The sequence below is a fragment of the Actinoplanes sp. NBRC 101535 genome (genome assembly GCF_030269225.1).
GTDB classification, from domain to species: domain Bacteria; phylum Actinomycetota; class Actinomycetes; order Mycobacteriales; family Micromonosporaceae; genus Actinoplanes; species Actinoplanes rectilineatus.
Window position 1 is genome coordinate 33184 of the sequence record NZ_BSSY01000014.1, and the last position, 24874, is coordinate 58057.

The 24874-nt window shown below is 71.3% G+C and carries 19 protein-coding genes; 9 read left to right on the plus strand and 10 right to left on the minus strand.

Annotated features, from left to right (window positions below):
• Positions 1–39: 39 nt before the first annotated feature.
• Both QSK32_RS31710 and QSK32_RS31715 read right to left on the minus strand, forming a co-directional pair.
• Complete coding sequence (locus QSK32_RS31710) at positions 40–2745, minus strand: DUF5691 domain-containing protein (protein ID WP_285473945.1); 2706 nt, start codon at positions 2743–2745, stop codon at positions 40–42.
• 216 nt (positions 2746–2961) lie between these two features.
• Positions 2962–4266: a DMT family transporter gene (locus tag QSK32_RS31715; protein WP_285473946.1), complete on the minus strand. Its 1305-nt coding sequence runs from the start codon at positions 4264–4266 to the stop codon at positions 2962–2964.
• Between the two features lie 89 nt (positions 4267–4355).
• Between QSK32_RS31715 and QSK32_RS31720 the strand changes: the two genes are divergently transcribed.
• On the plus strand, positions 4356–4868 hold the full coding sequence (locus QSK32_RS31720) for a MarR family winged helix-turn-helix transcriptional regulator (RefSeq protein WP_285473947.1): 513 nt from the start codon (positions 4356–4358) through the stop codon (positions 4866–4868).
• A 1157-nt stretch (positions 4869–6025) separates the two neighbouring features.
• On the opposite strand, the gene QSK32_RS31725 is transcribed toward QSK32_RS31720, so the two are convergent.
• On the minus strand, positions 6026–7048 hold the full coding sequence (locus QSK32_RS31725) for a glutathione S-transferase family protein (protein WP_285473948.1): 1023 nt from the start codon (positions 7046–7048) through the stop codon (positions 6026–6028).
• Between the two features lie 269 nt (positions 7049–7317).
• Positions 7318–8118, minus strand: a complete 801-nt coding sequence (locus tag QSK32_RS31730; protein WP_045742016.1) for an endonuclease/exonuclease/phosphatase family protein — start codon at positions 8116–8118, stop codon at positions 7318–7320.
• A 76-nt stretch (positions 8119–8194) separates the two neighbouring features.
• Between QSK32_RS31730 and QSK32_RS31735 the strand changes: the two genes are divergently transcribed.
• Both QSK32_RS31735 and QSK32_RS31740 read left to right on the plus strand, forming a co-directional pair.
• Positions 8195–8893, plus strand: a complete 699-nt coding sequence (locus QSK32_RS31735; protein WP_285474021.1) for a response regulator transcription factor — start codon at positions 8195–8197, stop codon at positions 8891–8893.
• The gene (locus tag QSK32_RS31740; protein ID WP_045742018.1) at positions 8886–10337 is read left to right on the plus strand and encodes a sensor histidine kinase; all 1452 of its coding nucleotides are present in this window, start codon (positions 8886–8888) and stop codon (positions 10335–10337) included. Before QSK32_RS31735 ends, QSK32_RS31740 begins: the two co-directional genes overlap by 8 nt.
• 5 nt (positions 10338–10342) lie before the next feature.
• Here the strand turns inward: QSK32_RS31740 and QSK32_RS31745 are convergent, their stop codons facing one another.
• Together QSK32_RS31745 and QSK32_RS31750 are read right to left on the minus strand one after the other, a co-directional pair.
• Positions 10343–11113 (minus strand): DUF5995 family protein, encoded by a 771-nt coding sequence (locus tag QSK32_RS31745; RefSeq protein ID WP_045742019.1) that lies wholly within the window; start codon positions 11111–11113, stop codon positions 10343–10345.
• Between the two features lie 173 nt (positions 11114–11286).
• Positions 11287–14088 carry an ATP-binding protein gene (locus QSK32_RS31750; RefSeq protein WP_045742020.1) on the minus strand — a complete coding sequence of 934 codons (2802 nt, stop codon included), beginning with the start codon at positions 14086–14088 and terminating at the stop codon, positions 11287–11289.
• Between the two features lie 175 nt (positions 14089–14263).
• Here QSK32_RS31750 and QSK32_RS31755 point away from each other — a divergent pair, with 175 nt between their 5' ends.
• The 5 genes from QSK32_RS31755 to lepB all read left to right on the plus strand — a co-directional run bounded on the left by QSK32_RS31755 (position 14264) and on the right by lepB (position 20936).
• Positions 14264–14872, plus strand: coding sequence for an adenylate/guanylate cyclase domain-containing protein (locus tag QSK32_RS31755; RefSeq protein WP_045742021.1), 609 nt, complete (start codon positions 14264–14266; stop codon positions 14870–14872).
• A 112-nt stretch (positions 14873–14984) separates the two neighbouring features.
• Positions 14985–17066: a DNA gyrase/topoisomerase IV subunit B gene (locus QSK32_RS31760; RefSeq protein ID WP_211275355.1), complete on the plus strand. Its 2082-nt coding sequence runs from the start codon at positions 14985–14987 to the stop codon at positions 17064–17066.
• A gap of 13 nt (positions 17067–17079) precedes the next feature.
• Entirely contained in the window at positions 17080–19599 is a 2520-nt protein-coding gene (locus QSK32_RS31765) for a DNA gyrase/topoisomerase IV subunit A (protein ID WP_045742023.1), read from the plus strand.
• 195 nt (positions 19600–19794) lie between these two features.
• Entirely contained in the window at positions 19795–20133 is a 339-nt protein-coding gene (locus tag QSK32_RS31770) for a PadR family transcriptional regulator (RefSeq protein WP_285473949.1), read from the plus strand.
• Complete coding sequence (gene lepB / locus QSK32_RS31775) at positions 20130–20936, plus strand: signal peptidase I (protein ID WP_285473950.1); 807 nt, start codon at positions 20130–20132, stop codon at positions 20934–20936. The genes QSK32_RS31770 and lepB overlap by 4 nt, the downstream gene beginning before the upstream one ends.
• Before the next feature lie 60 nt (positions 20937–20996).
• Here lepB and murJ read toward each other — a convergent pair whose 3' ends face one another.
• Together murJ and QSK32_RS31785 are read right to left on the minus strand one after the other, a co-directional pair.
• Complete coding sequence (murJ, locus tag QSK32_RS31780; protein ID WP_285474022.1) at positions 20997–22562, minus strand: murein biosynthesis integral membrane protein MurJ; 1566 nt, start codon at positions 22560–22562, stop codon at positions 20997–20999.
• A 161-nt stretch (positions 22563–22723) separates the two neighbouring features.
• Positions 22724–23167 carry a MarR family winged helix-turn-helix transcriptional regulator gene (locus QSK32_RS31785; protein WP_285473951.1) on the minus strand — a complete coding sequence of 148 codons (444 nt, stop codon included), beginning with the start codon at positions 23165–23167 and terminating at the stop codon, positions 22724–22726.
• A gap of 72 nt (positions 23168–23239) precedes the next feature.
• On the opposite strand from QSK32_RS31785, the gene QSK32_RS31790 reads away from it, so the two are divergent.
• The gene (locus QSK32_RS31790; protein ID WP_045742027.1) at positions 23240–23602 is read left to right on the plus strand and encodes a cupin domain-containing protein; all 363 of its coding nucleotides are present in this window, start codon (positions 23240–23242) and stop codon (positions 23600–23602) included.
• An 88-nt stretch (positions 23603–23690) separates the two neighbouring features.
• Here QSK32_RS31790 and QSK32_RS31795 read toward each other — a convergent pair whose 3' ends face one another.
• Both QSK32_RS31795 and QSK32_RS31800 read right to left on the minus strand, forming a co-directional pair.
• On the minus strand, positions 23691–23891 hold the full coding sequence (locus QSK32_RS31795) for a hypothetical protein (protein WP_045742028.1): 201 nt from the start codon (positions 23889–23891) through the stop codon (positions 23691–23693).
• A 55-nt stretch (positions 23892–23946) separates the two neighbouring features.
• Positions 23947–24768: a class I SAM-dependent methyltransferase gene (locus tag QSK32_RS31800; RefSeq protein ID WP_045742029.1), complete on the minus strand. Its 822-nt coding sequence runs from the start codon at positions 24766–24768 to the stop codon at positions 23947–23949.
• Positions 24769–24874: the final 106 nt, after the last annotated feature.

The following is a 24874-nucleotide window of genomic DNA, read 5'->3' on the forward strand; positions in this document are numbered from 1 at the left end:
GTCATCGGAACCCCTCGAACATCTCGTGGCGGGTGACGGTCATCGGAGTTCCTCGAACATCTCGTGGCGGAAGGTGAGGGCGCGGGCCAGGTCGGCGACCGGCCGGACCCGCGACGGGTCGAGCGTCTGCCCCAGTTCGGCGGCGAGCCGCACGACCCGGCCGGCACGTTCCGGCGGCGCCGCGACCGCGGCCAGCCGGCACAGTTCGCCGAGTTGCCAGGTGTGCCGGTCGGTACGGGCCCGCGCGGTGATCGTGTCCAGAACGGCGTCAGTGAGCCCGTCCGGCCACCGACCCGGGTGCAGAGCGAGCAGCCGGTTGGCGGAACCGTCCTCAGCACGAAGAGCGGTCACGGCAAGCCGGGCCAGATCACCCGGCGGCAACACCAGGTGCAGATCCCAGCGCACGGCCTCCCGCAGGGCCCCGCCTTCATCGGTGAGCAGGGTGGACGCCCAGGTCGAGTCCCGTTGCGCCACCGCGGCCCTGGCCCAGCCGTGCAGCAGGGGAGCAGCCCAGTCGTTGCCACGCGCGGCCCGCAACCACCCGGCCGGTGTCAGCGCTGCCCAGGACGCCAGCGGAGTCCCGGCGAGCACTTCCTCGAGCAGCCAGGCCCCGGCCCCGAGCCCCCGGGGCGGCGCCGCACCCACCCCGTCCCGCCGCAGCTGACGATCCACCTCCCGGGGAGGTTCGACGACGAGCCGCCGGCCGTTGACCCCGGCCCGCTCGACCGGCTCGGTCCGCTCGGCCGGGACCAGCCGCTCCGGACTATGGGCCTGCCCGTCCGAGACCGGCCGTGCCGGGGTGTGGGGCCGTCCGGTCGGTGCCGGCCCTCCTCGGAGGCGGGTCTGTTCGGTGGGGGCCAGTCGTACCGCGGCATGAGCGCGTTCGGCCATCCGGCGGCCGAGTGCCGCGCCCGGCAGCCGGCGGAGGAGTTCCCGTGCGGCGTCACGGACCTCCGTGTGCGGGTCGTCGAGCGCATTCTCCAGCAGCGGTTCGTCGTCGAGGGTGAGCCCGGTGGCGAAGGCCGTGAGGAAACGGGCACGGACCTCCGGAGGATCAGCGTCCCAGGTGCCGGCGACGAGTTCCCGGGCCCGGCCGGGATCGGTGTGGCGCAGCGCCACCAGGTGACCGAGTCGTTCGGGTGTGCCGGCGGTGTGCCAGTCGCCGGCCGGTCCGGGCTGGGCCTCGTCGAGCAGCCACTGCCATTCCGGGCGCTGCGCGGCGAGCCACCGGCCCCGGCGCCCGGCGACCCGGGCCAGGCCGGCGCGGATCGACGTGTCCCGGCGGCCCGCCGTGAGCAGCGCCGGCAGCAGCACCGGAGGGACACGGCCACCCCGATCCGCGGCCGCTGCCAGCCACTGCGCCAGGAGTTCGCGCTCCAGGTGCCCGCCGCCGGGAGCCGCCCCGTTCAGAATCAGCGCAAGCCGCCGTCCAGCCGCCGCGGGCAGCAGCGGAGTGTCCTCCGGCGGCGCGGCCGGAACCGGCACCCGACCCCGCCCGGGCAGGATCCCCGCCCGCCGGCTGACCAGCGCCACCGCCGCCGCGGCCAGCAGCCCGCCCGCCCCGTCCACCGGTGATTCGTCCGCGGTGCGGAGGCGGATCGTCGACGACCCGCTCCGCACCGGATCGCCCGTCCACGGGCGCCGTCCGGTCCCCACCAGGGCCGCCGCCAGCAGTGCCGCCGGCAACTCCGGCTCCCGGACCGCTCCCGGGTCCGGCACCGGCGCCCCGACCAACACGAACTCGCCGTCCACCCAGGCCGCGAGCGGTCGCAACCCGTCCGGCGACCACTCGGCCGCCACCGTCGCCGGCCGCCCACCCGCCGCGGCGAGCAGCCACCACGGCTCCCGGAACCCCGGCGCGAGCGGAAGAGCGGCACCCTCGGCATCCACGAGATGTCCACCACCGTCACCCACTGACGGGCGGCCGGCTCCCGGGGCGACATCCGCGAGCAGCATCGCTGACTCGTACCCCCAAGGGTGGTGGCTGAGAAACGACGCCCACCGTGACAACCCCGCCCGGATCGACCCCCCACCCGCCGGCGCCCCGAACGGCTCCGCCGCCGAGAACCGCTCCGCGACCAGCGCACGCAGCGACCCCGACCCGGGATGGAAGGCCAGCCCACCTCGGAATCCCGTCCCCGGCACGAGATCGTCGACCAGCGGCCGACCGGGTGCGGCAAACGCCATGACCAGCGCGAACCGGCCGCTCTCCACCCCGTGCAGCCAGGTCCGCCGGGTGGTCAGCACCCCGTCCTCGCTCTCGGCCCGCCCCAGCACCTGCCACTGGTCGACGACGTGCGGACCGGCCAGAACCTCCTCGGCCGTGGTCGGGAAACCGATCCGGGCGCGGACCGTGGCCGCCGTGGCCGGGTCGAGAAGGGCGAGCCGCTCGTGGCCGGAGACCAGCAGCCGCAGCAACGCCATCTCGCCCAGCATCCGGTCGGCCCACTGCGGACCGGTGCCCGCGAGGTCGCCCAGCCGGCGGACCATCGCGGCCGCCCCGGGCGCCTGCGCGTCGACCAGCCGGGCCGCCATCGGCTCGAACGCCTGCCGGCCGGACCGGGCGAGCCCGGCGAGTCCGGCGAGAACCTGGTCGTCGAGCCAGCGCCCCAGCTCGGACATGCCCCGGGCCACCCGGTCGGCGCGGTCCCGGGCGCGTTTCTCCGCCGGGACCGTGTCTGTCGATGCCGGGACCGTATTTGTCGACGCCGGGACCGTGGTTGTCGACCGTCGTTCGCGGGGCACGATGAGACCCTAGAGGCGGGGTGCGACGTTTTCTCTACGGCGGGGGCGGCCATGCGGGTGATCGTGTTCGGGGCGACCGGGATGGTCGGTCAGGGCGTGTTGCGGGAGTGTCTGCTCGCACCGGACGTGACCGAGGTCCTCGTGGTCACCCGGACGCCGACCGGGGTCAGCCATCCGCGGCTGCGGGAGGTGACGCTCGCCGACTTCGCCGATCTGTCACCGATCGCGAGGGAGCTGGGCGGGTACGACGCCTGCTTCTACTGTCTGGGGGTGTCCTCGGTGGGCATGGACGAGGCCGCCTACACCCGGGTCTCCTACGACTTCCCGATGGCCGCGGCCCGTGTTCTCGCTCCGCTGGCCCCGGACATGACCTTCGTCTACGTCTCGGGCAGCGGCACCGGCGCGAGCAGCCGGCTGATGTGGGCGCGGGTCAAGGCCCGCACCGAGGACGAGGTGATGGCGATGTTCCGCAACGGGTACGCCTTCCGCCCCGGTTTCATCCAGCCGACCCACGGTGTCCGGTCGCGGACCGGCTGGTACAACACCGCGTACACGGTCACCGCCCCGCTGGTCCCGTTCCTGCGGCGTGTCCTGCCGAACCACGTCACCACCACCGACGCGATCGGGCGTGGCATGTTGCAGGCCGCGCGGACCGGGTTCGAGCGTCGTGTGGTGACCAACGCTGACCTGAGCTGACTGTCCCCACACGACGGCCGCGAACGCGACCACCATCCCGGCGACCTGCACCGGGGTCAGGGCCTGTCCCAGCGCCGCCCAGCCGATCAGGGTCGCGACCAGCGGTGACAGCAGGTTGAGCAGGGACACCCGCGCGGCCGGGAGCTTTTCCAGACCCCGGAACCAGAGGGTGTACGCGAGAGCCGTCCCGACCAGCGACAGGTAGGCGTAACCGGCCACGTTGCCGGCCGTCAACGACCCGGGCAGGCCTTCCACCGGCAGGGTCACCGGCAGCAGCACCAGTCCGCCGGCGGTGAGTTGCCAGCCGGTGGCGGTCAGCAGCGACACCGAGGGGCGTCCCCAGCGTTTGGTGAGGACCAGTCCGAGCGCCATCGAGGCGGCTCCGGCGAGTCCGGCGAGGACCCCGACCGGGTCGAGCCGGGCGGTCGCGGTCAGCACCGCGAGGGCCACGCCTGCGGCGCCGATCAGACCCGCGATCACGGTACGCACCGCGACCCGTTCCGTCAGCAGCAGCACGGTCAGGCCGGCCACGATGAGTGGCTGCACCGCTCCGAGCACCGCCGCCATGCCGCCCGGGAGCCGGTAGGCGCTGACGAACAGCAGCGCGAAGAAGATCCCGATGTTGAGCGTTCCGAGGACTGCCGCCCGCCACCACCAGTGCCCTTTCGGCAGCTCACGGGTGACCGCCAGCAGGACGAGCCCGGCCGGCAGGGCGCGGAGCAGTCCACTCAGCAGGGGCCGTCCCGGTGGCAGGAGCTCGGTGGTCACGGCGTAGGTGGTGCCCCACACCGCCGGGGTGAGCGCGGTGATCGCCAGGATCCGCATGGCTCTACTCCCTCAACTGTCTCGACATAAAGTATCTCGACATCAAGATAAACCTTGTCGAGAAGCTCGTCATCAAGAAAAGTGGGATCGTGACCGACGACATCGACCGCATCCTGGACCAGTGGTCCCGCGAACGCCCCGACCTGGACACCGAGGCGATGGGCGTCTTCGGGCGCATCTACCGCCTGGCCCGGCTGGCCGGCGACGCCACCGAGAAGGCATACGCCCGCTTCCACATCAGCCGGGCCGAGTTCGACGTGCTGGCCACCCTGCGCCGCGCCGGCGAACCCTTCGAGCTGTCCCCGGGCGCCCTGGCCGCGTCCATGATGCTCAGCACCGGCGGCACCACGGCCCGCCTGGACCGCCTGGAGAAGGCCACCCTGGTGACCCGTTCCCCCGACCCGCACGACCGCCGCGGCGTCCTGGTCCGCCTGACCGCCCGGGGCCGCACGGTCGCCGACGAGGCCGTCGCCGCCGGCCTGGCCGAACAGCAGCGCCTGCTGTCCCACCTGCCGCAGCCCCAGCGCGACCAGCTCGCCGAGCTGCTCCGCACGCTCCTCGCTCCGGAGGGCGAGGCGGCGCGCCCCGAGGCCGGGAGCTAGACACCTTTTGCAGTCAGGGTCTGCCTCTGTGGTGATTTCGGGCGCTCAGCACGCCCGTATTCACCACACCACCAAGGGTGTGGTGATTTCGGGTGTCCAGCGCGCCCGTATTCACCACACCACCAGGGGTGTGGTGAATTGGGGCGTCCAGCGCGCCCGAAATCACCACACGGATGGGCTTCGCACCCTGACCACGAAACGTGTCTAGGGGTGTGCGATGCCACTCGGCTTGAGCTGATCAAGCTGCTGGCCAGGGTCCATGCGATCCGCCTCACCGCGGCTACTCCTGCGGTCATCGCAGCTCAGTCGTTGTCGCGGCATCGGATCACTCTCAAGATCAACTCAAGTGGTGTGGCATCGCGGGCTGCCCGGCCGTCGTCCACGGCTGTTGTCGGCTCATCTGTGGACCACGGTTGACGGCCCGGCCGGCCGAGCCGTCGTCCACGGCTCGTTTCCGGCCGAGAAAGAGCCGTGTCGAACGGCTGGGCGCTCCGAGCCGTCGTCCACGGCTCGGTTGCGGTCCCGAAGAGAGCCGTGGAGGACGGCTGTCGGTTCTGAGCCGTTGTCCAGGGTTCTTCAGCGGCTGGCAGCGAACCGTGGAGGACGGCTGTCGGTTCTGAGCCGTTGTCCAGGGTTCTTCAGCGGCTGGCAGCGAACCGTGGAGGACGGCTGTCGGTTCCGGGCCGTTGTCCAGGGTTCTTCAGCGGCCGGCAGCGAACCGTGGAGGACGGCTGACTGCTCCGAGCCGTCGTCCAGGGCTGTCCTGCGGGGATCGACGGGCGGATGGGCCGTAGTCGATCAATCGCCCGCCGCCGCTCTGCTGTTTCTGGTGCCCGTGGCCCCGGAGACACGGCGGGCGATTGATCAACACTGCTCCGTGGGCGACGAGTAGACCCGGGGGCTGTCCCGTAAGCCGGTCGACCGTCGTTCATGGCTGCCGCGCGGCCGTCGCCTACGGCTCACCCGCTAACGCCGGTCGGCCACCATCGACGGCTCGGAACCGCCCGATGCCACTCAGCTCAAGTTGATCAAAGAGGTGACCAGGAGTCTGCGGCCCTCCTCGCTGCGGCGACTCGTGCGGCCGTCGACGGTGGCAGCCGCATCGGCGCAGCTCAGCCGCCTGTCGCGGCATCGGGGCATCGGGGCATTCCTCGAGGTCAACTTGAGCCGAGTGGCATTGAGGGAGTGTGGGCGGGCGGCACCGTCTCGGCCGGGCTCGGCGGCGGCGGGGGAGTGCCGTCACCGAACGGCCGTCCGCCCAGGCTTTCGCGACCGTGCGGGGTCAGCCAGCCGCTCAGGTCCGGGCCCTTGGGGACGATCCCGGTCGGGTTGATGTCGCGGTGCACCTCGTAGTAGTGCCGCTTGATGTGATCGAAATCGGTCGTGTCGCCGAAGCCGGGCGTCTGGAACAGGTCTCGTGCGTACGCCCACAGCGTCGGCATCTCGGCCAGCTTGGACCGGTTGCACTTGAAGTGTCCGTGGTAGACCGCGTCGAACCGGGCCAGCGTCGTGAACAGCCGGACGTCCGCCTCGGTGATCGTGTCCCCGACCAGGTACCGCTGCGAGGACAGTCGTGCCGACAGGGCGTCGAGCCGGCCGAACAACCGGTCGTAGGCCTTCTCGTAGGCGTCCTGCGTCCCCGCGAACCCGGCCCGGTACACCCCGTTGTTGACGTCCCGGAACACCCCGTCGTTGACCTCGTCGATCTCGTCCCGCAGGTGCGGCGGGTACAGCTGCGGTGCCCCGTCCCGGTGGAATGCCGTCCACTCCAGGGACAGGTCCAGGGTGATCTGGGCGAAGTCGTTGGTGACCACCTGTCCGCTGGGCACGTCCACGATCGCCGGGACGGTGATCCCCTTGTCGTAGTCCGGGAACCGTGCGAAGAACGCCTCCTGCAGCCGTTCGATGCCCAGCACCGGGTCGCGTCCGCCCGGATCCAGGTCGAAGGTCCAGCTCCGCTCGTCGTGGGTGGGCCCGGCGATGCCCATCGACAGCACGTCCTCGAGGCCGAGCAGCCGCCGCACGATGATCGACCGGTTGGCCCACGGGCAGGCCCGGCTCACCACCAGCCGGTACCGCCCGGGTTCCACCGGATAGCCGTCCCGCCCGTCCGCGGTGATCCTGGTGCCGATGTATCGCTGGTCGCGGGTGAACTCGCCCGACGGATTCACGTAGGCCATGTCTCCATCCTTCCCACGGTCCGCCGTCGTCTCACCCCTAAACCAAGATCTTTGGGGGTACGCGTCAAAGCCCGGCCGTCGGAGGAAGTGGTGGGCGAGGCATCCCCCCGTGCTCGACGCCTCGCCCGGCTCATGGGGCGGCCCGCGTGGCCGCCGGTAGGACGGGCCGTCGTCGGGTGACGTCCGCTTGTGACCGGTTCGGACCGGAACCCGCTCGCTTTTATAGCACGAGGCAGAGGGCGCTTTCGGGCCTTTGGGAGCGTTCCCGTTCAGAGTGGGATATCGGTGACCACCGCGTAGTGGTCGGAGGGCAGCACGTCGGCGATGGGGTGGTGCCCGGCGAGGAAGGCCTTTTCCACCCGTACCGGCGACCCAGGTCGGCCCGGCCGGGCCAGGATGTGGTCGATCCGCCGGTCGAGTTGTTTCACCGCCTCGACGGGGGCGAACGGCACGGCCGAGTCCAGGGTGACCGCCGCCGGGTCGCCGCCGCCCGCCACCCAGGTGTCGGTCATGGTCGCTGCCAGGGGTGCGAACTCCGGCTGGTCCGGTGCGACGTTCAGGTCCCCGATCAGCAGCACCGGCAGGTCCCCGTCCAGGCGCCGGTCGGTGGCGAGGTCCGCGAGGGCTGCGCACTGTGCCCGGTGGTCGGCGGCGTACCGGGGCTCCCACTCGGTGCACGCCGTGATGACGTGCAGCGGTCCGGCCGGATGGTCCACGGTGGCCAGCAGTGCCCGGGGCGGGACGCCACCGCGCTGCGGATTGGGCAGGTCGGTGAGTTCCGTGGCCCGGATCGGCCAACGGCTGACCAGTCCGATTCCGATCGCGATGCCGGCCTGGTCGGCGTACTCCGCGGGGTCCGGTTCCGGCGGCAGCCCGGAGGGCGCCCAGACGGCGTGCATGCGGTGCGGTGCGGCCAGTTCCCGCGCCTGGTCGGTGCCGGCGCCGGACCAGGCCTCGACCAGCCCCAGCAGATCCGGCCGGCACGCGGCGACGGTCTGCGCGATGCCGTGCCGCCGGTCCCGCCAGTTCCCGCCGAAGCGCCACCAGACGTTCCACGTCATCACCCGCATGCCATCGACGGTAGTCGTCGCACGCGGCCTTCGGAGGCCGAGCGCCATACGCCGCCGGCAGTGTTCCGGCGGCATGATGTGTTCCGTGACGGATACGCCGAGCAGGGGACTGGTCCTGGTGGTCGAGGACGAGCGGCCGATCGCCGATCTCGTCCGGCTGTACCTGAGCCGGGAGGGTTTCGGAGTACAGGTCGAGCACGACGGTGTAGCCGGGCTGGCCGCCGCCCGCCTGCTCCGGCCGGTCGTCTGCATCCTCGACATCGCACTGCCCGGGATGGACGGCACCGAGGTCTGCCGCCGGTTGCGGGCCGACGACGACTGGACGCCGGTGGTCTTCCTGACCGCGCGGGACGACGAGGTGGACCGGATCGTCGGGCTGGAGCTGGGTGGCGACGACTACGTCACCAAGCCGTTCAGCCCGCGCGAGCTGGTCACCCGGGTCAAGGCGCTGCTGCGGCGCGCGGCCGTGACGGCGGCCTCCGAGCGGGTACGCACCCTGGGCCCGTTGACGCTTGACCCGGAGCGCCGGACAGCGGCTGTCGAGGGCCGCCCGCTGATGTTGACCGCGACCGAATTCGACCTGCTCGCCCACCTGCTGGGGCGGCCCGGGCGGGTGTTCACGCGGGAGGAGTTGCTGGCCGCGGTCTGGGGGTACGCCTCGCATGCCGGAACCCGTACGGTCGACGTGCACGTGGCCCAGGTGCGGGCGAAGCTCGGCGAGGCGTCCGCGGTGATCCGGACGGTCCGCGGCGTCGGGTACACCGCCGATGCCTAGACGGCCGCGGAGCCTGGCCGGGCGGACCGTGCTGGTCACCGCGGCCACCACGGTGATCGCGGTGCTCATGACCGGGACGGTCGGCGTGCTGACCGCGGTCCGCACGGTGAACCTGCAGGTCCGCACGGATCTGCAGGAGCGTGCGGCGTTCGTGGCGGCCCTGTTGGCGCGCGAACCGGCCGGGTCCCGGGCCGCCGTCGTCGCGGGTCTGCGTGCCGAGGGCGTCGAGATCTACCTGATCCGGCGGGGCGAACCCGACCGTCCCGGGCTTCCCGACCGGGTGGTGAAACAGGTGGCGGCGGGCCGGAGCGTCGACGCTTTCGGCCTGGTGGACGGCCGTCCCTCGTTCGCCGGAGGACGGCCTTTCCCGACGGCCGCCGGAGGGCCGAGCCCGGAGACCGGAGGACAACCCTTCCCACAGAACTCCGGCGGTGGCGATACGCCGAACGACGACGATGACAACGCCGGTCCACGGAATTCCGGTGACGGGATCGTTCTCACCCGGACGGTCTCCTCGGGCACCGCGGCCCGCGCGCTCGGCGGCCTCTGGCTGGCCCTGCTGGCCGGGCTGGCCGGCGGCATCGCGGCCGGCGCCCTGCTGGCCCGGGTGGTCGTGCGGCCGGTCGAGCAGGCCGCGGCCGCCGCCGGCCGGCTCTCCGCCGGGGACCGTTCGGTGCGGCTGTCCCGCACCGGTCCCACCGAGGCGGTCCGTCTTGCCGACGCGTTCGACCAGCTCACCGAGGCGTTGCAGACCAGCGAGGGTCGTGAGCGGGAGTTCCTGCTCTCCGTCTCGCACGAGTTGCGGACCCCGCTCGCGACGATCCGTGGTTACGCGGAGGCGCTCGCCGACGGTGTGATCGCGGGGGACGGCACCACCGAGGCGGGTCGGACCGTGCTCGGCGAGGCGGAGCGGCTGGACCGGCTGATCTCGGATCTGTTGGTGTTGTCCCGGCTGGAGGCGGCCGACCTGCCGATCGACGTGCTGCCGGTCGACCTGGTGGAGCTGGTCCGGGAGGCCGGCCGGGCCTGGCGGTCACGGTGCGGCGACGGCGGTCCGGTGCTGACCGTGGAGACGCCGTCCGGGCCGGTCGTGGTGGACACCGATCCCGGCCGGATCCGGCAGGTGCTCGACGGTCTCTGCGAGAACGCGCTGCGGGTGGTTCCGGCCGGTGCGCCGCTGGTCCTGGCGGTCCGGGCCGGTACACACGGTGCGATCCTCGAGGTCCGGGACGGTGGCCCCGGGTTCACCGACGACGATCTGGCGGTGGCGTTCCAGCGGGGTGAGCTGAACCGGCGGTACCGCGGGGTCCGCGCTGTCGGCAGCGGGCTCGGCCTGGCGCTGGCGGCCCGGTTGGTGACGAGGCTCGGTGGTGTCATCGAGGCGGGCCATGCCCCGGAAGGCGGCGCGATGTTCACCGTGGAGCTGCCCCTCGCGTCCGGGTGACGGGGTTACTGCAGGAAGTCGGCGAACGGTGAGAGCAGGAGTTTGCCCAGGCCGGTGGCGGTCGAGTCGAGGCGCCGCCGCTGCTTGTCCAGGGCGAGCTGGTCGTGCCGGATCGACCAGATCTTCTGGGCGTTGCGCCACGCGACGTTCCGGGTGTACTCCACCATCTCGCCCTGCCACCAGTCGTCCAGGTCACCGTTCATCGTGTCGATGAGCAGCTGCCACCGGTCCAGGTAACCGCGGCGCAGACCGGGGATCTCCTCGGCGAAGATGTCGTTGACCTGCAGGTAGTCCTCGTGCTGGTCGCTGCCGTCGATCGGGTCGGTGCCCAGGTGGTCGAACGTGGTGACCAGCGCGAACGGCAGGTCGAAGTTGATGTGCGCGTTGACGCCGGCGACCGCGGACGGCAGCGGGCGCTGGTCGGGTCCCGGAACGCGGCAGAACAGGCCGGCCCAGACGCCGGGGCAGGACGGGCTCGCCTCGGTCCAGTACCGCAGTGCGTCGAAGTACCGGGCGGCGAACTCCACGTCCAGGCGGGACAGGAACGCCGGGTCCTTGAAGCGCCCGGCGTACAGGCGTTCCAGGACGTTCTCGGTGATGGTCAGGTAGAGCTTGTTGAAATCGGCAAGCGGGTTGCCGTGCAGCAGCGGCGGGACGCGGCACAGGACGTCCTGCAGTCCGGCCAGTTGCTCGACCACGCCGGGCACGTCGTCGGGATGCCGCCGCAGCAGGTCGGACATCTCCTGCTGAACAGGGCCCCAGATGGGCTGGGTCATCGGATCCTCCGTGGGTGATGCAGAAGTCGGAGGGCCCCCAGCACCGCCCGGAGGCTGTGGCCCCCGGGCGGTGCTCCCCCGTGGCCTCAGACTTCCAGCAGGGGTACGTCAGGGGGATCCGTAGAACGACGTATTTGACGTACGTATGTCACGGCGAGATAACGATGCCCTGGTCAGGCGGCTGTCAGATACACCCGACTGGCCTGCACGCGGGTACGTACCTGCAGTTTGTCGAAGATGTGCCCGAGATGCACGCCCACCGTCCGCTCGCTGATGAAGAGCTTCTCGCCGATCTCCCGGTTCGTCAGGCCCTCCGCGACGGCGGCCAGCACCTCACGCTCGCGGACGGTCAGCACCGCCAACTCGTCGGTGACCAGGGCGGGCGCCGCCATCGGCACGGTGGGCTCGTCGTCGGCCAGGGCCACCCGGAACCGCTGGGCGACACCACGGATCTCGCTGGCGAACGGGCGTGCTCCCATCGCGGTCGCCGTCGCGTACGCCTGACGCAGACCGGTGACCGCGGCAGCGCGACGGACCTTGCGGTGCAGGGAGGCCTCCGCCTGGCGCAGCCGGGAGTACGCCGCCGGATAGGGCTGCTGCCGGCGGTCCCAGACGGTGGCCGCCCGCGCCCACGGATCCGGATCGTGCCGGTCCTCGATCCGGCTGATCTCGGCGGTGCACAGGTCCACATAGCCGGTGACCGCGGCCTGCACCGCCGGACCTGCCTCACCCATCGCCGTGACCAGGCGTTCCGTGGCGGTCTTCAGGCGGCGCAGCGCGCCCGGGTCGACGCGGGCCCCGGCGACGTGCGCCTCCGCCTCGGCGCGCAGGCCGTGCCAGGTCAGCACCCCGATCAGCACCAGGTCGTCGGAGCGGGTCTCGGTCAGGCCGCGCTGCACCGCGGCGCGGGCCTCGGCGTGCTCGCCCTGCCACATCGCCAGGCCGGCCCGCAGGGTGAGCATCGGCAGCACGTGCCGGGCGCCACCGCCGGCCAGCAGGGTGGCGACCGCGTCCAGGTCACGGCGCGCGTTGTCGACCTCGCCGAAACCGACCCACAGCTGGCAGCGGGAGAGCAGCAGCTCGACCGCGTCGGCACCGGACGGGCGGTAGCTCATCGCGGTGTCCAGCACCGCGCTCGCCTCGGCCCACTGACCGACCCGGAACAGGCCTTTCGCGGCGATCGCCAGCAGCCGTGTCCGGTAGTGCCGGCCGACCGGGCGGTCCGCGCCGCGGCGGGCCACCAGGACGCCCTCCTCGATGCTGTTCAACGGGCCGGTGAGCAGCTCGGCGAGGTGCATGTAGGCCACGCCCAGGTCGTCCGGGTGGCCGGACCGTTCGGCGATCTCCACCGCCTGCCGGACCACGGACAGGCCGGCGGCGGGGTCCTCGCGGAACACCGCGCTGAAGCCGAGGGCGGCGCTGGCGCGTACCAGATCAGGGGTTGATCCGTTGATCGCGGCCAGCTCCATGGCGTCCCGGGCGTGCTGGTGCGCCTCGGCGTAACGGCCCAGGTGGACCAGGAGCTCGGCGAGGTACGCCGCGGCCGAGGCGCGCTGGCGGGGTGTGCAGTCCGGGGCGTCCAGGGCCCGCAGGTATTCGGTCTCGGCGGTCGCCGTGCGGCCCGCCGCGGCCAGGTAACGCGCCCGGCGCAGGTGCACGTCCGAACGCCCGGGACCGTCGGTCCGCGCGGCCAGCTCCTCCACCCGGGACAGTGCCAGCAGGTGCTCGCCGCACTGGTGCGCGGACTCGGCGGCGTTGCCGAGCACGTCGGCCCGGTCCTCGCAGTCGTCGCCGGTCAGCTGCAGGGCGATCGTCCAGTACCGGTGGGCCTCGGCGAAACCGTAGAGGCGTTCGGCCGCGCGGGCCGCCGCCAGCACGGCGGGCAGGGCCCGTTCGGGTACGCCGGCCCGCTGCCAGTGGAAGGCCAGCCGGGCGTGATCAGGATCACCCTCGACGGCTTCCAGCGACTCGGCGAACCGCCGGTGCAGGGCGGCCGACTGGGCCGGCAGCACCTCCTGCTCCAGCACCTCGGCGACCAGCCGGTGACGTAGGCGGTAACCGTCGCTGTCGCTGGCCACGAACCGGTGCGCCACCGCTGCTCGAATCGCTTCGATGAGCTGGTCCTCGCCGAGCGGAACCACCCTGGCCAGCACCGCGTGCTCCACCGGCTCGACACCGGCGGCCATCGCGTGCACCACCTGATGGGCGTTCGGCGGCAACTCGTCCACCCGGGACAGGAAGATCTCGCGCAGCGTGTCGGACAGCTCGACCCGCCCGTCGCGCAGGTCACGAGCCAACTCCTCGACGACGAACGGGTTGCCGCCGCTGCGCTTGAACACCCGGTCGGCGTCCTCGACGGCCACCGTCCCGCCGACGATGCCGGTCACCAGGTCGCGGGTCTGGTCCTGGGTCAGCGGGGCCAGGTCGACCACGCGGACCGACCGCAGCCGGCGCAGTTCGGCCAGCACCCGGCGCAGCGGGTGGGTGCCGTGCAGGGCCTCGGCCCGGATCGCGGCCAGCACCGAGACGCGGACGTCACCGAGGCCGGCGAGCAGGTAGAGCAGGAGCTGCCGGGTGCTCCGGTCGGCCCACTGCAGATCGTCCAGGACCAGCAGGAGCTGCCGGTTGCCGGCGATCGTGCGCAGGGCGTGCGACACCCGGTCGAGCAGGGCGCCGGCGTCGGCGGGACCGCTGTTGTCGGTGTGCCCGCCGTCGTGCCGGCGCAGCGCCTGCAGCACCGGATGCAGCGGGGAGGCGTCGCCGATGTCGAGACAGGTCCCGGACAGCACGGCGAAGTCCGTCCCGCGCAGGGCGTCGGCTGTCTCCCGCAGCAACCGGCTCTTGCCGACACCGCTCTCCCCGGTCACGAACACCGCAGCGGTGCCGCCCGGGCCGACGTTGCGCAGGTAGGACTGGATGTCGGCCAGCGTGCCGGTGCGCCCGACAAGCGGCCCCTCGTCCCCCTGGCTGGCCATGACCGGCAGCCTAGTGGGAATCGACCTATCACGTTGTCGTCGGTTCGGCCTGTTCTGCGTCACAAAAACGACGGACGCCGATGCTGTCAGAGATACGTCGTTCAACAGATCCGCGTCCGGTTGCGGGCTGGCACCGTACTCCCGGTCAACGCAGTGAACCGGGGGAGCGTGAGACATGACCACCATCACCTTGGTCGATCAGGAGCGGCGCCAGGACGTCACCGTGCTGTTCATCGACATCGTCGGCTTCACCGCCATGGTGGACCGGCTGGACTGCGCGGAGATCCGGGCGTTGCAGCGCGACTACTTCACGACGGTGGCCCGCGTGGTCCGCGACTGCGGCGGGATCGTGGAGAAGTACGTCGGCGACGCGGTGATGGCGGTCTTCGGGGCCGGTGACGGCGGCTTCGGTCCGGAGGCGGCCGCGGCGGCGGTCCGGGCGGGCCTGTCGGTCCAGGAGGCGTTGAGGGGGCGGCTCCTGGCCGGCAGGTTCCCGGTGCGGACCAGGGTCGGACTGGCCACCGGTGAGGTGATCGTGGACCCGATGGCGGCCTTCGACGGGGGCTACGCCATGATCAGTGGGAGCGTTGTGAACACGGCGGCACGGTTGCAGGCGTACGCGCCGCACGACACCGTCGTGGTCTGTTCGGTGACGCGCGAGGTGACCGACGCCCTGATCGCCTATCAGGAGTTGCCGCCCGTGTCGGTGCCGGGCAAGTCGTACCCGTTGGATCTGTGGCGTGCGCTACAGCCCCAGACCGCACAGTTGGCCAGCGTGTCATAGGACACTTTTTCGTACGCTTTGTACCGAATTCGGCCACGGTGTGGTCTCCACCTGCCTCGCCTGGGGCAGAAGTGTCGGGGGCGCCGGGTAGGCTCGCGCCGTCCTTGCCACCATGGCCGATCGGGAGTGCCGCCTCGTGACCGCACAGCCAGAAACCTTGTACGGGGCTGACGACCTCACGCACCTGGAAGGGCTGGACGCTGTCCGTAAACGCCCTGGCATGTACATCGGGTCCACGGACAGCCGGGGCATCAACCACCTGGCGAACGAGATCATCGACAACTGCACCGACGAGGGGGTCGGCGGTCACGCCACCCGCATCGCGGTGACCCTGCACAGTGACAACTCGGTGCAGGTCGACGACGACGGCCGGGGCATCCCGACCGACGTGCACGCCAAGTCCGGCCTCAGCGGCGTCGAACTCGTGCTCACCCGGCTGCACGCCGGCGGCAAGTTCGGCGGTTCCGGCTACAAGGCCTCCGGCGGTCTGCACGGTGTCGGCGCCTCCGCCGTCAACGCGTTGTCGTTGCGCTACGACGTCACCGTCAAGCGCGACGGCAAGGTGCACGAGATCTCGTTCCAGCGTGGTGTTCCCGGGGTGTTCGACGGCCCGGGGCCGGATGCGCCCTTCACCCCACAGCCGGGTCTGCGGGTGGCCCGCCGGATGAAGCGGGGCGAGCCCACCGGCACGTCCACCCGGTACTGGTACGACGCCCGGTATTTCGAGACCGGTGCCCGTCTCGACGTCGACGCCGTCCGCGCCAAGCTGCGCAACACCGCCTTCCTGGTGGCCGGCGTCCAGTTCTCGCTCTTCGACGCCACCGCCGAGGAGCCGGCGACCGAGGCGTTCCACTATCCCCACGGGCTCACCGACATGGTGGAGTTCCAGACGCCGGCCGCCGACAAGCCGGTCTCCGGGATCCTGGTGGTGACCGGTGAGGGCACCTACAAGGAGAACGCCGCCGACGCCAACGGCGTGATGCAGTCCAACGTCGTGCGGCACGCCCAGATCGAGGTCGCGTTCCGCTGGAGCACCGGCTACGAACGCACCGTCGAGTGCTTCACCAACACCATCCGCAACGTCCACGGCGGCACCCACCGCAAGGGATTCGAGCGGGCCCTGGTCCGGGCGCTGACCGACGCCATCCGCAACACGCGTGGCCTGCTCAAGCCCAAGGAGGAGCCGCCCGTTCTGGACGACCTGCTCGAGGGCATGACCGCGGTCATCCACGTGCGGGTTCCGGAGCCGCAGTTCACCTCCCAGACCAAGGACGAGCTGTCCACCGCCGGCATCACCCGCGTGATGCAGAGCCTGGTGGAGACCTATCTGAAGGAGTGGGTGGAGGGCCGGCGCACCAAGACCGAGGCCCGCACCGTCCTACAGAAGGTCGTGGACGCGGCCCGGGTCCGCCTCACCCAGAAGCAGCAGAAGGACGCCGCCCGCCGCAAGACCGCGCTCGAGGGCGCGTCGATGCCGGCGAAACTGGTGGACTGCCGGGCGATCGGCATCGACCGTTCCGAACTGTTCATCGTGGAGGGTGACTCGGCCCTCGGCACCGCCCGGATGGCCCGCAGCTCCGAATACCAGGCGCTGCTGCCGATCCGTGGCAAGATCCTCAACGTGCAGAAGGCGAGTCTGCAGCAGGTGCTCGACAACGCCGAGTGCTCGGCGATCGTGCAGGTGCTCGGCGCCGGCTCCGGCCGCACCTTCGAGATCGGCCAGATGCGGTACGGCCGCGTGATGATCATGGCGGACGCCGACGTCGACGGTTCGCACATCCGGACCCTGCTGATCACGTTGTTCGCCAAGTACATGCGCCCGGTGATCGAGCACGGCCGGCTCTTCGCCGCCATGCCGCCCCTGCACAAGGTGGTCACCAAGGGCCGCAACTCCGACACGCTCTACACCTACACCCAGCAGGAGATGGAGACCACCGTCGCCAAGCTGGAGCGCTCCGGACGGCAGGTGCAGAAGCCGGTGCCCCGGTTCAAGGGTCTCGGTGAGATGGACGCCGACGAGCTGTGGGACACCACGATGAACCCGGCGGCCCGCACCGTCCGCCGGATCACCATCGAGGACGCCGAGCGCGCCGAGGCCACCCTCGAACTGCTGATGGGCGAGCGTGTCGAACCCCGGAAGAACTGGTTGATCGAGGCTGCCGGCCGGATCGACCAAGAGACCATCGACGCCTGAGAGGCCGCAGACCATGGCACGCCGCAAGAACGAGAATCGCGTCGACCTGTCCGCGTTCGACCAGGCCGGCGCCAACATCATCGACAACCCGCTGACCACCGAGGTCGAGGACTCCTATCTGGAGTACGCGTACTCGGTGATCCACTCTCGAGCGTTGCCGGACGCCCGCGACGGGCTGAAACCGGTGCACCGGCGGATCCTGTGGTCGATGTCGGAGCAGAACCACCGCCCCGACCGGCCCTATGTGAAGTCCGCCCGTGTCGTCGGCGACGTGATGGGTAAGTACCACCCGCACGGCGACGTCGCGATCTACGACGCCCTGGTCCGTCTCGCCCAGGACTTCTCGCTCAACACGCCGCTGATCGACGGCCACGGCAACTTCGGTTCGCCCGACGACGGCCCGGCCGCGGCCCGTTACACCGAGGCCCGCATGTCGCCCGAGGCGATGCTGCTCGTCGGCGAGCTGGGCGAGGGCACGGTCGACTTCAAGCCGACCTACGACGGGTCCGACTCCGAGCCCCGGGTGCTGCCGGCGGCGTTCCCGAACCTGCTGGTCAACGGCACGTCCGGCATCGCGGTCGGCATGGCGACCAACATGATCCCGCACAACCTCGGTGAGGTGGTGGCGGCCGCCCGGCACCTGATCAAGAAGCCGGAGGCCGACCTCGACGAGCTGATGCGCTTCGTCCCCGGCCCCGACCTGCCCACCGGCGGTCAGCTGCTGGGCCTCGACGAGGTGCGCCGCGCCTACGAGACCGGCCGGGGTGTGGTCCGGGTCCGGGCCCGCGCGCAGACCGGTCTGCTCGAGGGCGGCCGCGGCCGTCAGGCGATCACGGTCACCGAGCTGCCCTACGGCATCGGCGCCGAGAAGATCATCGAGGCGATCACCGACGAGGTGAAGGGCAAGCTGATCACTTCCGGTCCCCGGCGTGGTCAGCGTCAGGCGCCGCGACTGGCCGGCATCTCCGACGTCAAGGACCTCACCGACCGCGAGCACGGCACCCGCCTCGTGATCGAGTGCAAGGTCGGCGTCAACCCGCAGGCACTGCTCGCCGACCTCTACCGGCTCACCCCGCTGGAGAGCTCGTTCGGCATCAACAACCTGGTCCTGGTCGAGGGGCAGCCGCGGACCCTCGGGCTCAAGGCGCTGCTCGAGGTGTTCGTGCAGCACCGCTACGAGGTGGTCACGCGGCGCACGACGTACCGGCGGACCAAGCGCGAGGATCGCCTGCACCTGGTCGACGGCCTGCTCATCGCCCTGATCGACATCGACCGGGTGGTCGCCCTGATCCGGGCCAGCGACGACTCCACCGCGGCGAAGACGGGCCTGATGGCCGAGTTCGGCCTCTCGGACATCCAGGCGACGTACATCCTGGACACCCCGCTGCGCCGGCTCACCCGCTTCGACCGGATCGAGCTGGAGACCGAGCAGGAGCGCCTGCGCGGCGAGATCGCCGATCTGAGCCGCATCCTCGACGACGAGAAGGTGCTCAAGAAGGTCGTCTCCGACGAGCTCGCCAAGGTCGCCAAGGAGTTCGGCCGCCCGCGCCACACCACGCTGATCGACGGCGACCTCAAGGAGGTCCTCGCCGCCTCGGTGCCGGCCGGCCCGCTCGAGGTCGCCGACGACCCCTGCCAGGTGATCCTCTCCGCCAGTGGCCTGATCGCCCGGACCGCCGCCGAGAGCGAGGAGTCCGCCGAGGCGCACAGTCGCAGCGGCCGGACCAAGCACGACGCGGTCCGCGCGGTCATCCACTCGACCGCCCGCGGCCGGATCCTGCTGGTCACCAACCGCGGGCGCGCCTTCAAGACCGACGTGCTCCCGCTGCCGGTGCTGCCCGACCAGTCCGGCACGGTGTCGCTGCGCGGCGGCATGTCCGCCTCCGAGCTGGTCCCGCTGGAGCAGGGCGAGAAGGTGGTCGGCCTCGCCCCGCTGACCCCGGGCGACTCACCCGGCATCGCGATGGGCACCCGGCACGGCATCATCAAGGTGTGCGCGCCGGAGTGGCCGGTCCGCTCCGACGAGTTCGAGGTCATCACGCTCAAGGACGGCGACGAGGTCCTGCAGGCGACCTGGCTCACCGACGGCGCGGAGGCCCTGGTCTTCGTGACCTCCGACGCCAACCTCCTGCGGTTCCCGGCCAAACTGGTCCGTCCGCAGGGCCTCAAGGGCGGTGGCATGGCCGGCATCAACCTGGCCGCCGACGCCGAGGTGATCTCCTTCAACGTGGTGTCCACGTCGGACCCCGAGCACGGCGAACCGATGGTGGTGACGTCGACGGGCACGCAGGTCAAGGTGTCGCCCTTCGCGTCGTACCCGGCGAAGGGCCGGGCCACCGGCGGCGTCCGCGTGCAGCGCTTCCTCAAGGGCGAGTCCCGCCTGACCGTGGCCTGGGTCGGCCCGCGCCCGGTCGGTGCCAGCGCCACCGGCGAACCGGTCGAGCTCCCGGAGCCGGACGCCCGCCGCGACGGTTCCGGCAACGCGGTCATCATGGGCCCGGAACTGATCGGCCACCTGATCGAACGCGACTGATCCCTTTCGGTCCTCTGCGACGGCCTCCGCCCTTCGGGTGGGGGCCGTCTCTCGTGGGTCCAGGTGGGTGCCTCCTCTTCCTCTTCCTCATCTCGTACGCGTGACGTGCTCTCCAGCCGCGAAAGAGGTTCCGGCGGCCGACCCGTACACGGGAAGGTCTGGATGTTGTAAGTCTAGTTATGTAGAGTTTCGTTCATGCCTAGGGTTCCGCATAGTTCGCCGCAGACGTTGTTGCTGTTCGGAGCGCTTCTGAACGATCCGCAGCAGTGGCGTTACGGCTACGAGTTGAGCAAGGAGACCGCGTTGGCCTCGGGGACGCTCTACCCGATCCTGATGCGTCTCAGCGACCAGAAGCTGCTGGAGACCAGGTGGGAGCCGTCGGACGAGCCAGGGCGGCCACCACGGCACCTCTACCGGCTCAGCGCGGACGGTGCGGCCCTGGCCCGGGAGCGGGTGACGGCGCGGGAGGCGAAGACCCGTCAGGCCGGATCCGGCACCGGCGTGGCGGCCACGTTCCCGGCGGGCACCGCATGAGCGCCGGGCCGGAGCCGGTGTCGGCGGTGAACTCGGCGGGATCCGCGGACGAACGGTCCGAGGGCGCCCCGATGCGGGCGGCCGGCGTGACCGGGGGCTGGGTCCGCCGACTCGCCTACCGGGTGCTGGTGGCGGCGGTCCGCGGACGTCGCGAACAGGGCGGGGAGTGGGGCGAGGCGACCCTCGCCGAGTTCGCGGAGACGAAGGGGAGCGCGGAAGCGGTGCGGTGGGCGGCTGGTGGACTGCGGGTGGCGCGGATGGAACGGCAGGCCAAGCGTCGGGAACTGCCGAGGCTGGTCCGGATCCGGCGGGTGGCGGTGTGGACGGTGCTGGTCGGGGTGCTCGGCGGGCTGGCCGTCGACCGCTGGGTGCTGACCGTCAACGTGGTGGTCACCGGCAGCATGGAACCGACGTACCAGATCCTCGACCGTCATCTGACCGACCGGATCGCCTACCGGATGACCGGCGTGGAGAACGGCGACGTCGTCGAGTTCCGTCACGGCGACAGGGACGTCCGGCGATTCCTGCGGATCGTCGGCATGCCCGGCGACGCGATCGAGTGCCGTGACGGCGCGGTGTGGCGCAACGGGATCATGGTGAACGAGCCCTACCTGCTGCGTGAGGCACCGGAGGAGTCCGACACCATCTGCACCCCGGTGGCGATCCCGGAGGGCAAGGTCTACGTGCTCGGTGACCACCGGACGGTGGCCCAGGACTCCCGCGAACTCGGCCTGATCGACGAGGACGACATCACCGGCCGGATCGTCGGCCGGATCTGGCCGATCGGCCGCGACAGCCCCTGATCGGTGTCACGGTGCCCTGAGCCGTGGGCTTCGGGGATGGGCGGCGGCCGGGGAGGGCGGTCAGCGGGACGGCAGCCAGTTCAGGGCCATGCGCAGCAGGTGGCGCAGCTCGGTCAGGCGGAGCAGGTAGCCGGTGACCAGGTAGGCGAGGCCGCCCACCAGCCCCGCCACGACGCAGGTCACCAGCGTGACCGTCCAGGACTGCGAGCCGGCGACCATCGCCACGCCCCGCATGGCCAGGACGGCGCAGGTCGCGCCCACCGTCGCCGCGGCGAGGACCTTGACGTGGGTGCGGATCAGGTTCTTGCCGTCGATGAGTCCCAGTCGGCGGCGCAGGACCACCGCGGTCGCGGTCAGGCCGACGGTGTACGCGGCCGCGTACGCCACCGGAATCCCGATCACGATCGCGCCGCGAGGCAGGAACTGCCCGGCCGCGAGGCAGCCGATCACCCCGACAGTGGCGACGGCGGCGGCGATCAGGGCGGCGGTCCGGGTGTCCTGGAGGGCGAACAGGCCCCGTTGCAGCAGCATGTAGTTGGTGAAGGGGATCAGGGCGAGCCCGAAGGCGGAGACCACCGTGCCGAGGGTGTCGACCGTGGCCGTGGCGCTGTTGCCGTGGGCGAACAGCACCACGGCGATCTGCGGCCCGAGGACGATCATGGCGGCCGCGATCGGCGCCATGATCACCATGACGGTACGGACCGCCCGGGACAGGCTGGTGATCACGCGGCGGTGGTCGTTCCGGGCGGCGTGCCGGCTCAGCCGGGGCAGCATCGCGGTCATCACCGACACCGCGATGACCGCGAACGGTACGTGGAAGATCGCGCTGGCGTTCTGGTAGACCGTGACGCTTCCGGTGCCGCTCCACGACGCGGTACGGGTGGCGGCGGCGACCAGGATCTGCCCGGTGACGACGGAAAGCAGCATCCAGGCGCTGAGTCTGCCGATCTGCCGGATCGCGATGCCCCGCGGGTCGAGGCGCAGGCGCACCGGGAAGCCGCTGCGGGACAGCCCCCACACCACCAGGCTGCACTGGGCGACGACGCCGGCGGTGGTCCCGACGCCGAGGAGCAGCAGGTTTCCGGTGGTCAGTTCGCCCACTTCGGTGGTGCCGCCGACGACCAGGTACGTCAATCCGACCGCGATCACCACGACGCTGTTGACGAGCGGTGCCCAGGCCGGCACCCCGAACCGTCCCCGGATGTTGAGGACGGCGGCCGCTCCCGCGCTCATCCCGTAGAACAGCATCTGTGGCAGGAAGAAGCGACTGAACAGGATCGCCAGGTCCCGCTGGTCGGGGGTGAAGGCGGGCGTGTACAGGTCGATGAGCAGCGGGGCGGCGAGGACGGCGGCCAGGGTCACGCCGCTGAGCAGGTAGACGATCAGCGACAGCAGCTTCTGGGTGTAGAGCACCCCGCCGTCGGACTCGTTCAGCGCCGCCCGGGTCAGCAGTGGCACGATCACGCTGGCCATGGCCCCGCCGACGACCAGTTCGTAGACGGCGTTCGGCAGCGTGTTGGCGATGTTGTACGCGTCGAGCATCCGGGTGCCCAGCCCGAGTGCCGAGGCGAGGACCAGGATCCGCAGGAAGCCGGCCGCCCGGGACGCCAGGGTGGCCAGCGCCATCCTCTGCCCGGCCCGGCTGACCGAGGGTGAGGCGGCGGGCGCGGGTACGAGGACCTCGACGGCCGGGTCGGGCGCAGGCGGGCCGGAGGGCGGCGACGCGGCTGCTGAAGATCCATTGCTCACGGTGCAGTGATACCAGGCCGGTCAAGGATGGGGTGAAATCACCAGGTCGGGCGGATGCGGCCCGGAACGGCCAGCCGGGACAGATCGGCGCGCAGGGCGGCCAGCCGTTCCGGGCCGAGCGCCGTGGCCCACGGCCGGAGCACCTCTTCGGCGGCTTCGTCCGCGGCCCGGGTGCAGGCGACCCCCTGGTCGGTGAGGACGAGGAGTCTGGCCCGCGCGTCGACCGGGTGCGGGCGGCGTTCCACGTACCCCTTGCGAACGAGTTCTTCGGCCATCTGGCTGGCGGCCTGTTTGGTGACGCCCAGGTGTTCGGCGAGTTCGACGACGGTGGCGCCGCCGTGGGACAGCCGGACGAAGGCGAAGCCGTGTGCCGGCCGGAGGTCGGTGAAGCCCCGGGCGACGACCGCCGCGTTGATGCCCTCGACCAGGGCGCCGGCCGCGCCGAGCAGCAGAACGGGCAGGTCGAGTAGATCGTGTCGCATGGCTGCAGTTTGACACGACGGTCAAGTTGCTTGACTATTTGGTCAAGTAGCTTGACTACCTGAGGGGGAACGATGTTGGAGAGCGCTGTGGAACACCGGATGCACGGCTCGACCTTCCGGTCCTATGTGTCACCCGCGAGCGGCAGCGAGGAACTCTGCGCCTGGCGTCTGGAGGTGGCCCCCGGCAGCCGGGGCGTCCGGCACCGGGTCGGGCGCGAGGAGGTGCTGCTCCTGCTCGCCGGGACGCTCACCGTCACCCTCGACGGCGTCACCGCGGAGATGACCGCCGGTGACGTGCTGCGCGTCCCGCGCGGTGCGGAGTTCGGCGCCGACAACAACACCGCCGACCCGGTCGAGGCGTGGGTCACCACCAGCGTCGGCCTGCAGGCCACCCTGCCCGACGGCACCGTGATCAGCCCGCCGTGGGCGAACTGACCACCCGAACCTCGTGGTCAGCGTACGAAGCCCTCCGGTGCGCCGAGGGGAGGACGGCGTGCCGGAGGGCCGGAGGGGCTGCGACAGCTCACTTGCTGGGCGGCGGCACCTCACACTTGATCTTCGGGTTGACGCCCAGCCAGTTGAGCGGGCCGGCGATCGTGGTGACGATGACCGTGCCGGCTTCGGCACAGCTGGCGTCGCCGGTGTCCTTGAAGTAGCCGCGTTCGAAAGCCGCGACCACGCCGAGTAGAAGCCAGATGACGACGATGACAGCGCCGATGCGCATCGAGAGCCTCCTCTGTCGCGGTGATGCGCGGCAGGTACCCGGAAACAGCCGACGGCTAAACGCGACGGGCCTGCAACGTGTACGTGTGCGGCAACCGTTCCGGCTTCTCGATGAGCTGGTACTCGCCGCCGCCGATCTCGTGCATCCGTCCCGGCAGGGCGTTCCACGGCACCGACTGGTGCTCGACCAGCCCGGTCAGGGTGAGTCCGGCGTCGAGGACCGCGGTGACGATCTCGCCGAGTCCGTGGTTCCATTCGTGGGTCACGGTGTGCTGGAACTCGTGGTCGGTCGACACATAGGTTCCGGCTTCGTCGTACACCTGGGGCTCGGCCTGCTCGAAGTACGGCTCGGAGAGCGCGACCAGGCCGTCGGTGCGGTCGTAGTCGAGCGACCACAGGACCGGGTGTCCTTCCCGGATGAAGAGCCGTCCGCCCGGGGCGAGCAGCGACGCCACCGTCCGCGCCCAGCGGTTGACGTCGGGCAGCCAGCCGAGGGCGCCGATCCCGGTGAAGACCAGGTCGAATTCGCCGTCCAGGACGTCGCGGGCCGCGTACACGTCGGATTCGACGAAGTCGATCGCGGCACCGGTGTCCGCGGCCAGGCGCCGGGCCTCGGCGAGTGAGGCGCCGGAGAAGTCCAGCCCGGTCATGGTGGCGCCGAGCCGGGACAGCGAGAGCGTGTCGGTGCCGATGTGGCATTGCAGGTGCACGCCCCGCTGCCCGGTGATGTCACCGAGCAGCGGCAGGTCGAACCGGACCACCTGGCTCAGGTGGTCCGGATCGCGGCGGAACGCGTCGACCTGGTAGTCGGGTGACGCGGCGTGCACCGGGCCACGTTCGTCCCAGTTCGCGCGGTTGACAGCGAGGTAGTCGGTCACGCGCCGGAGCGTATGCGGCCGGTGAACCACCGCGCACTCTGTTTCGGCGTACGCCGCTGCGTCTCGTGGTCGACGTGGACACAGGCCGAGGCGGCCACGCCCCGGG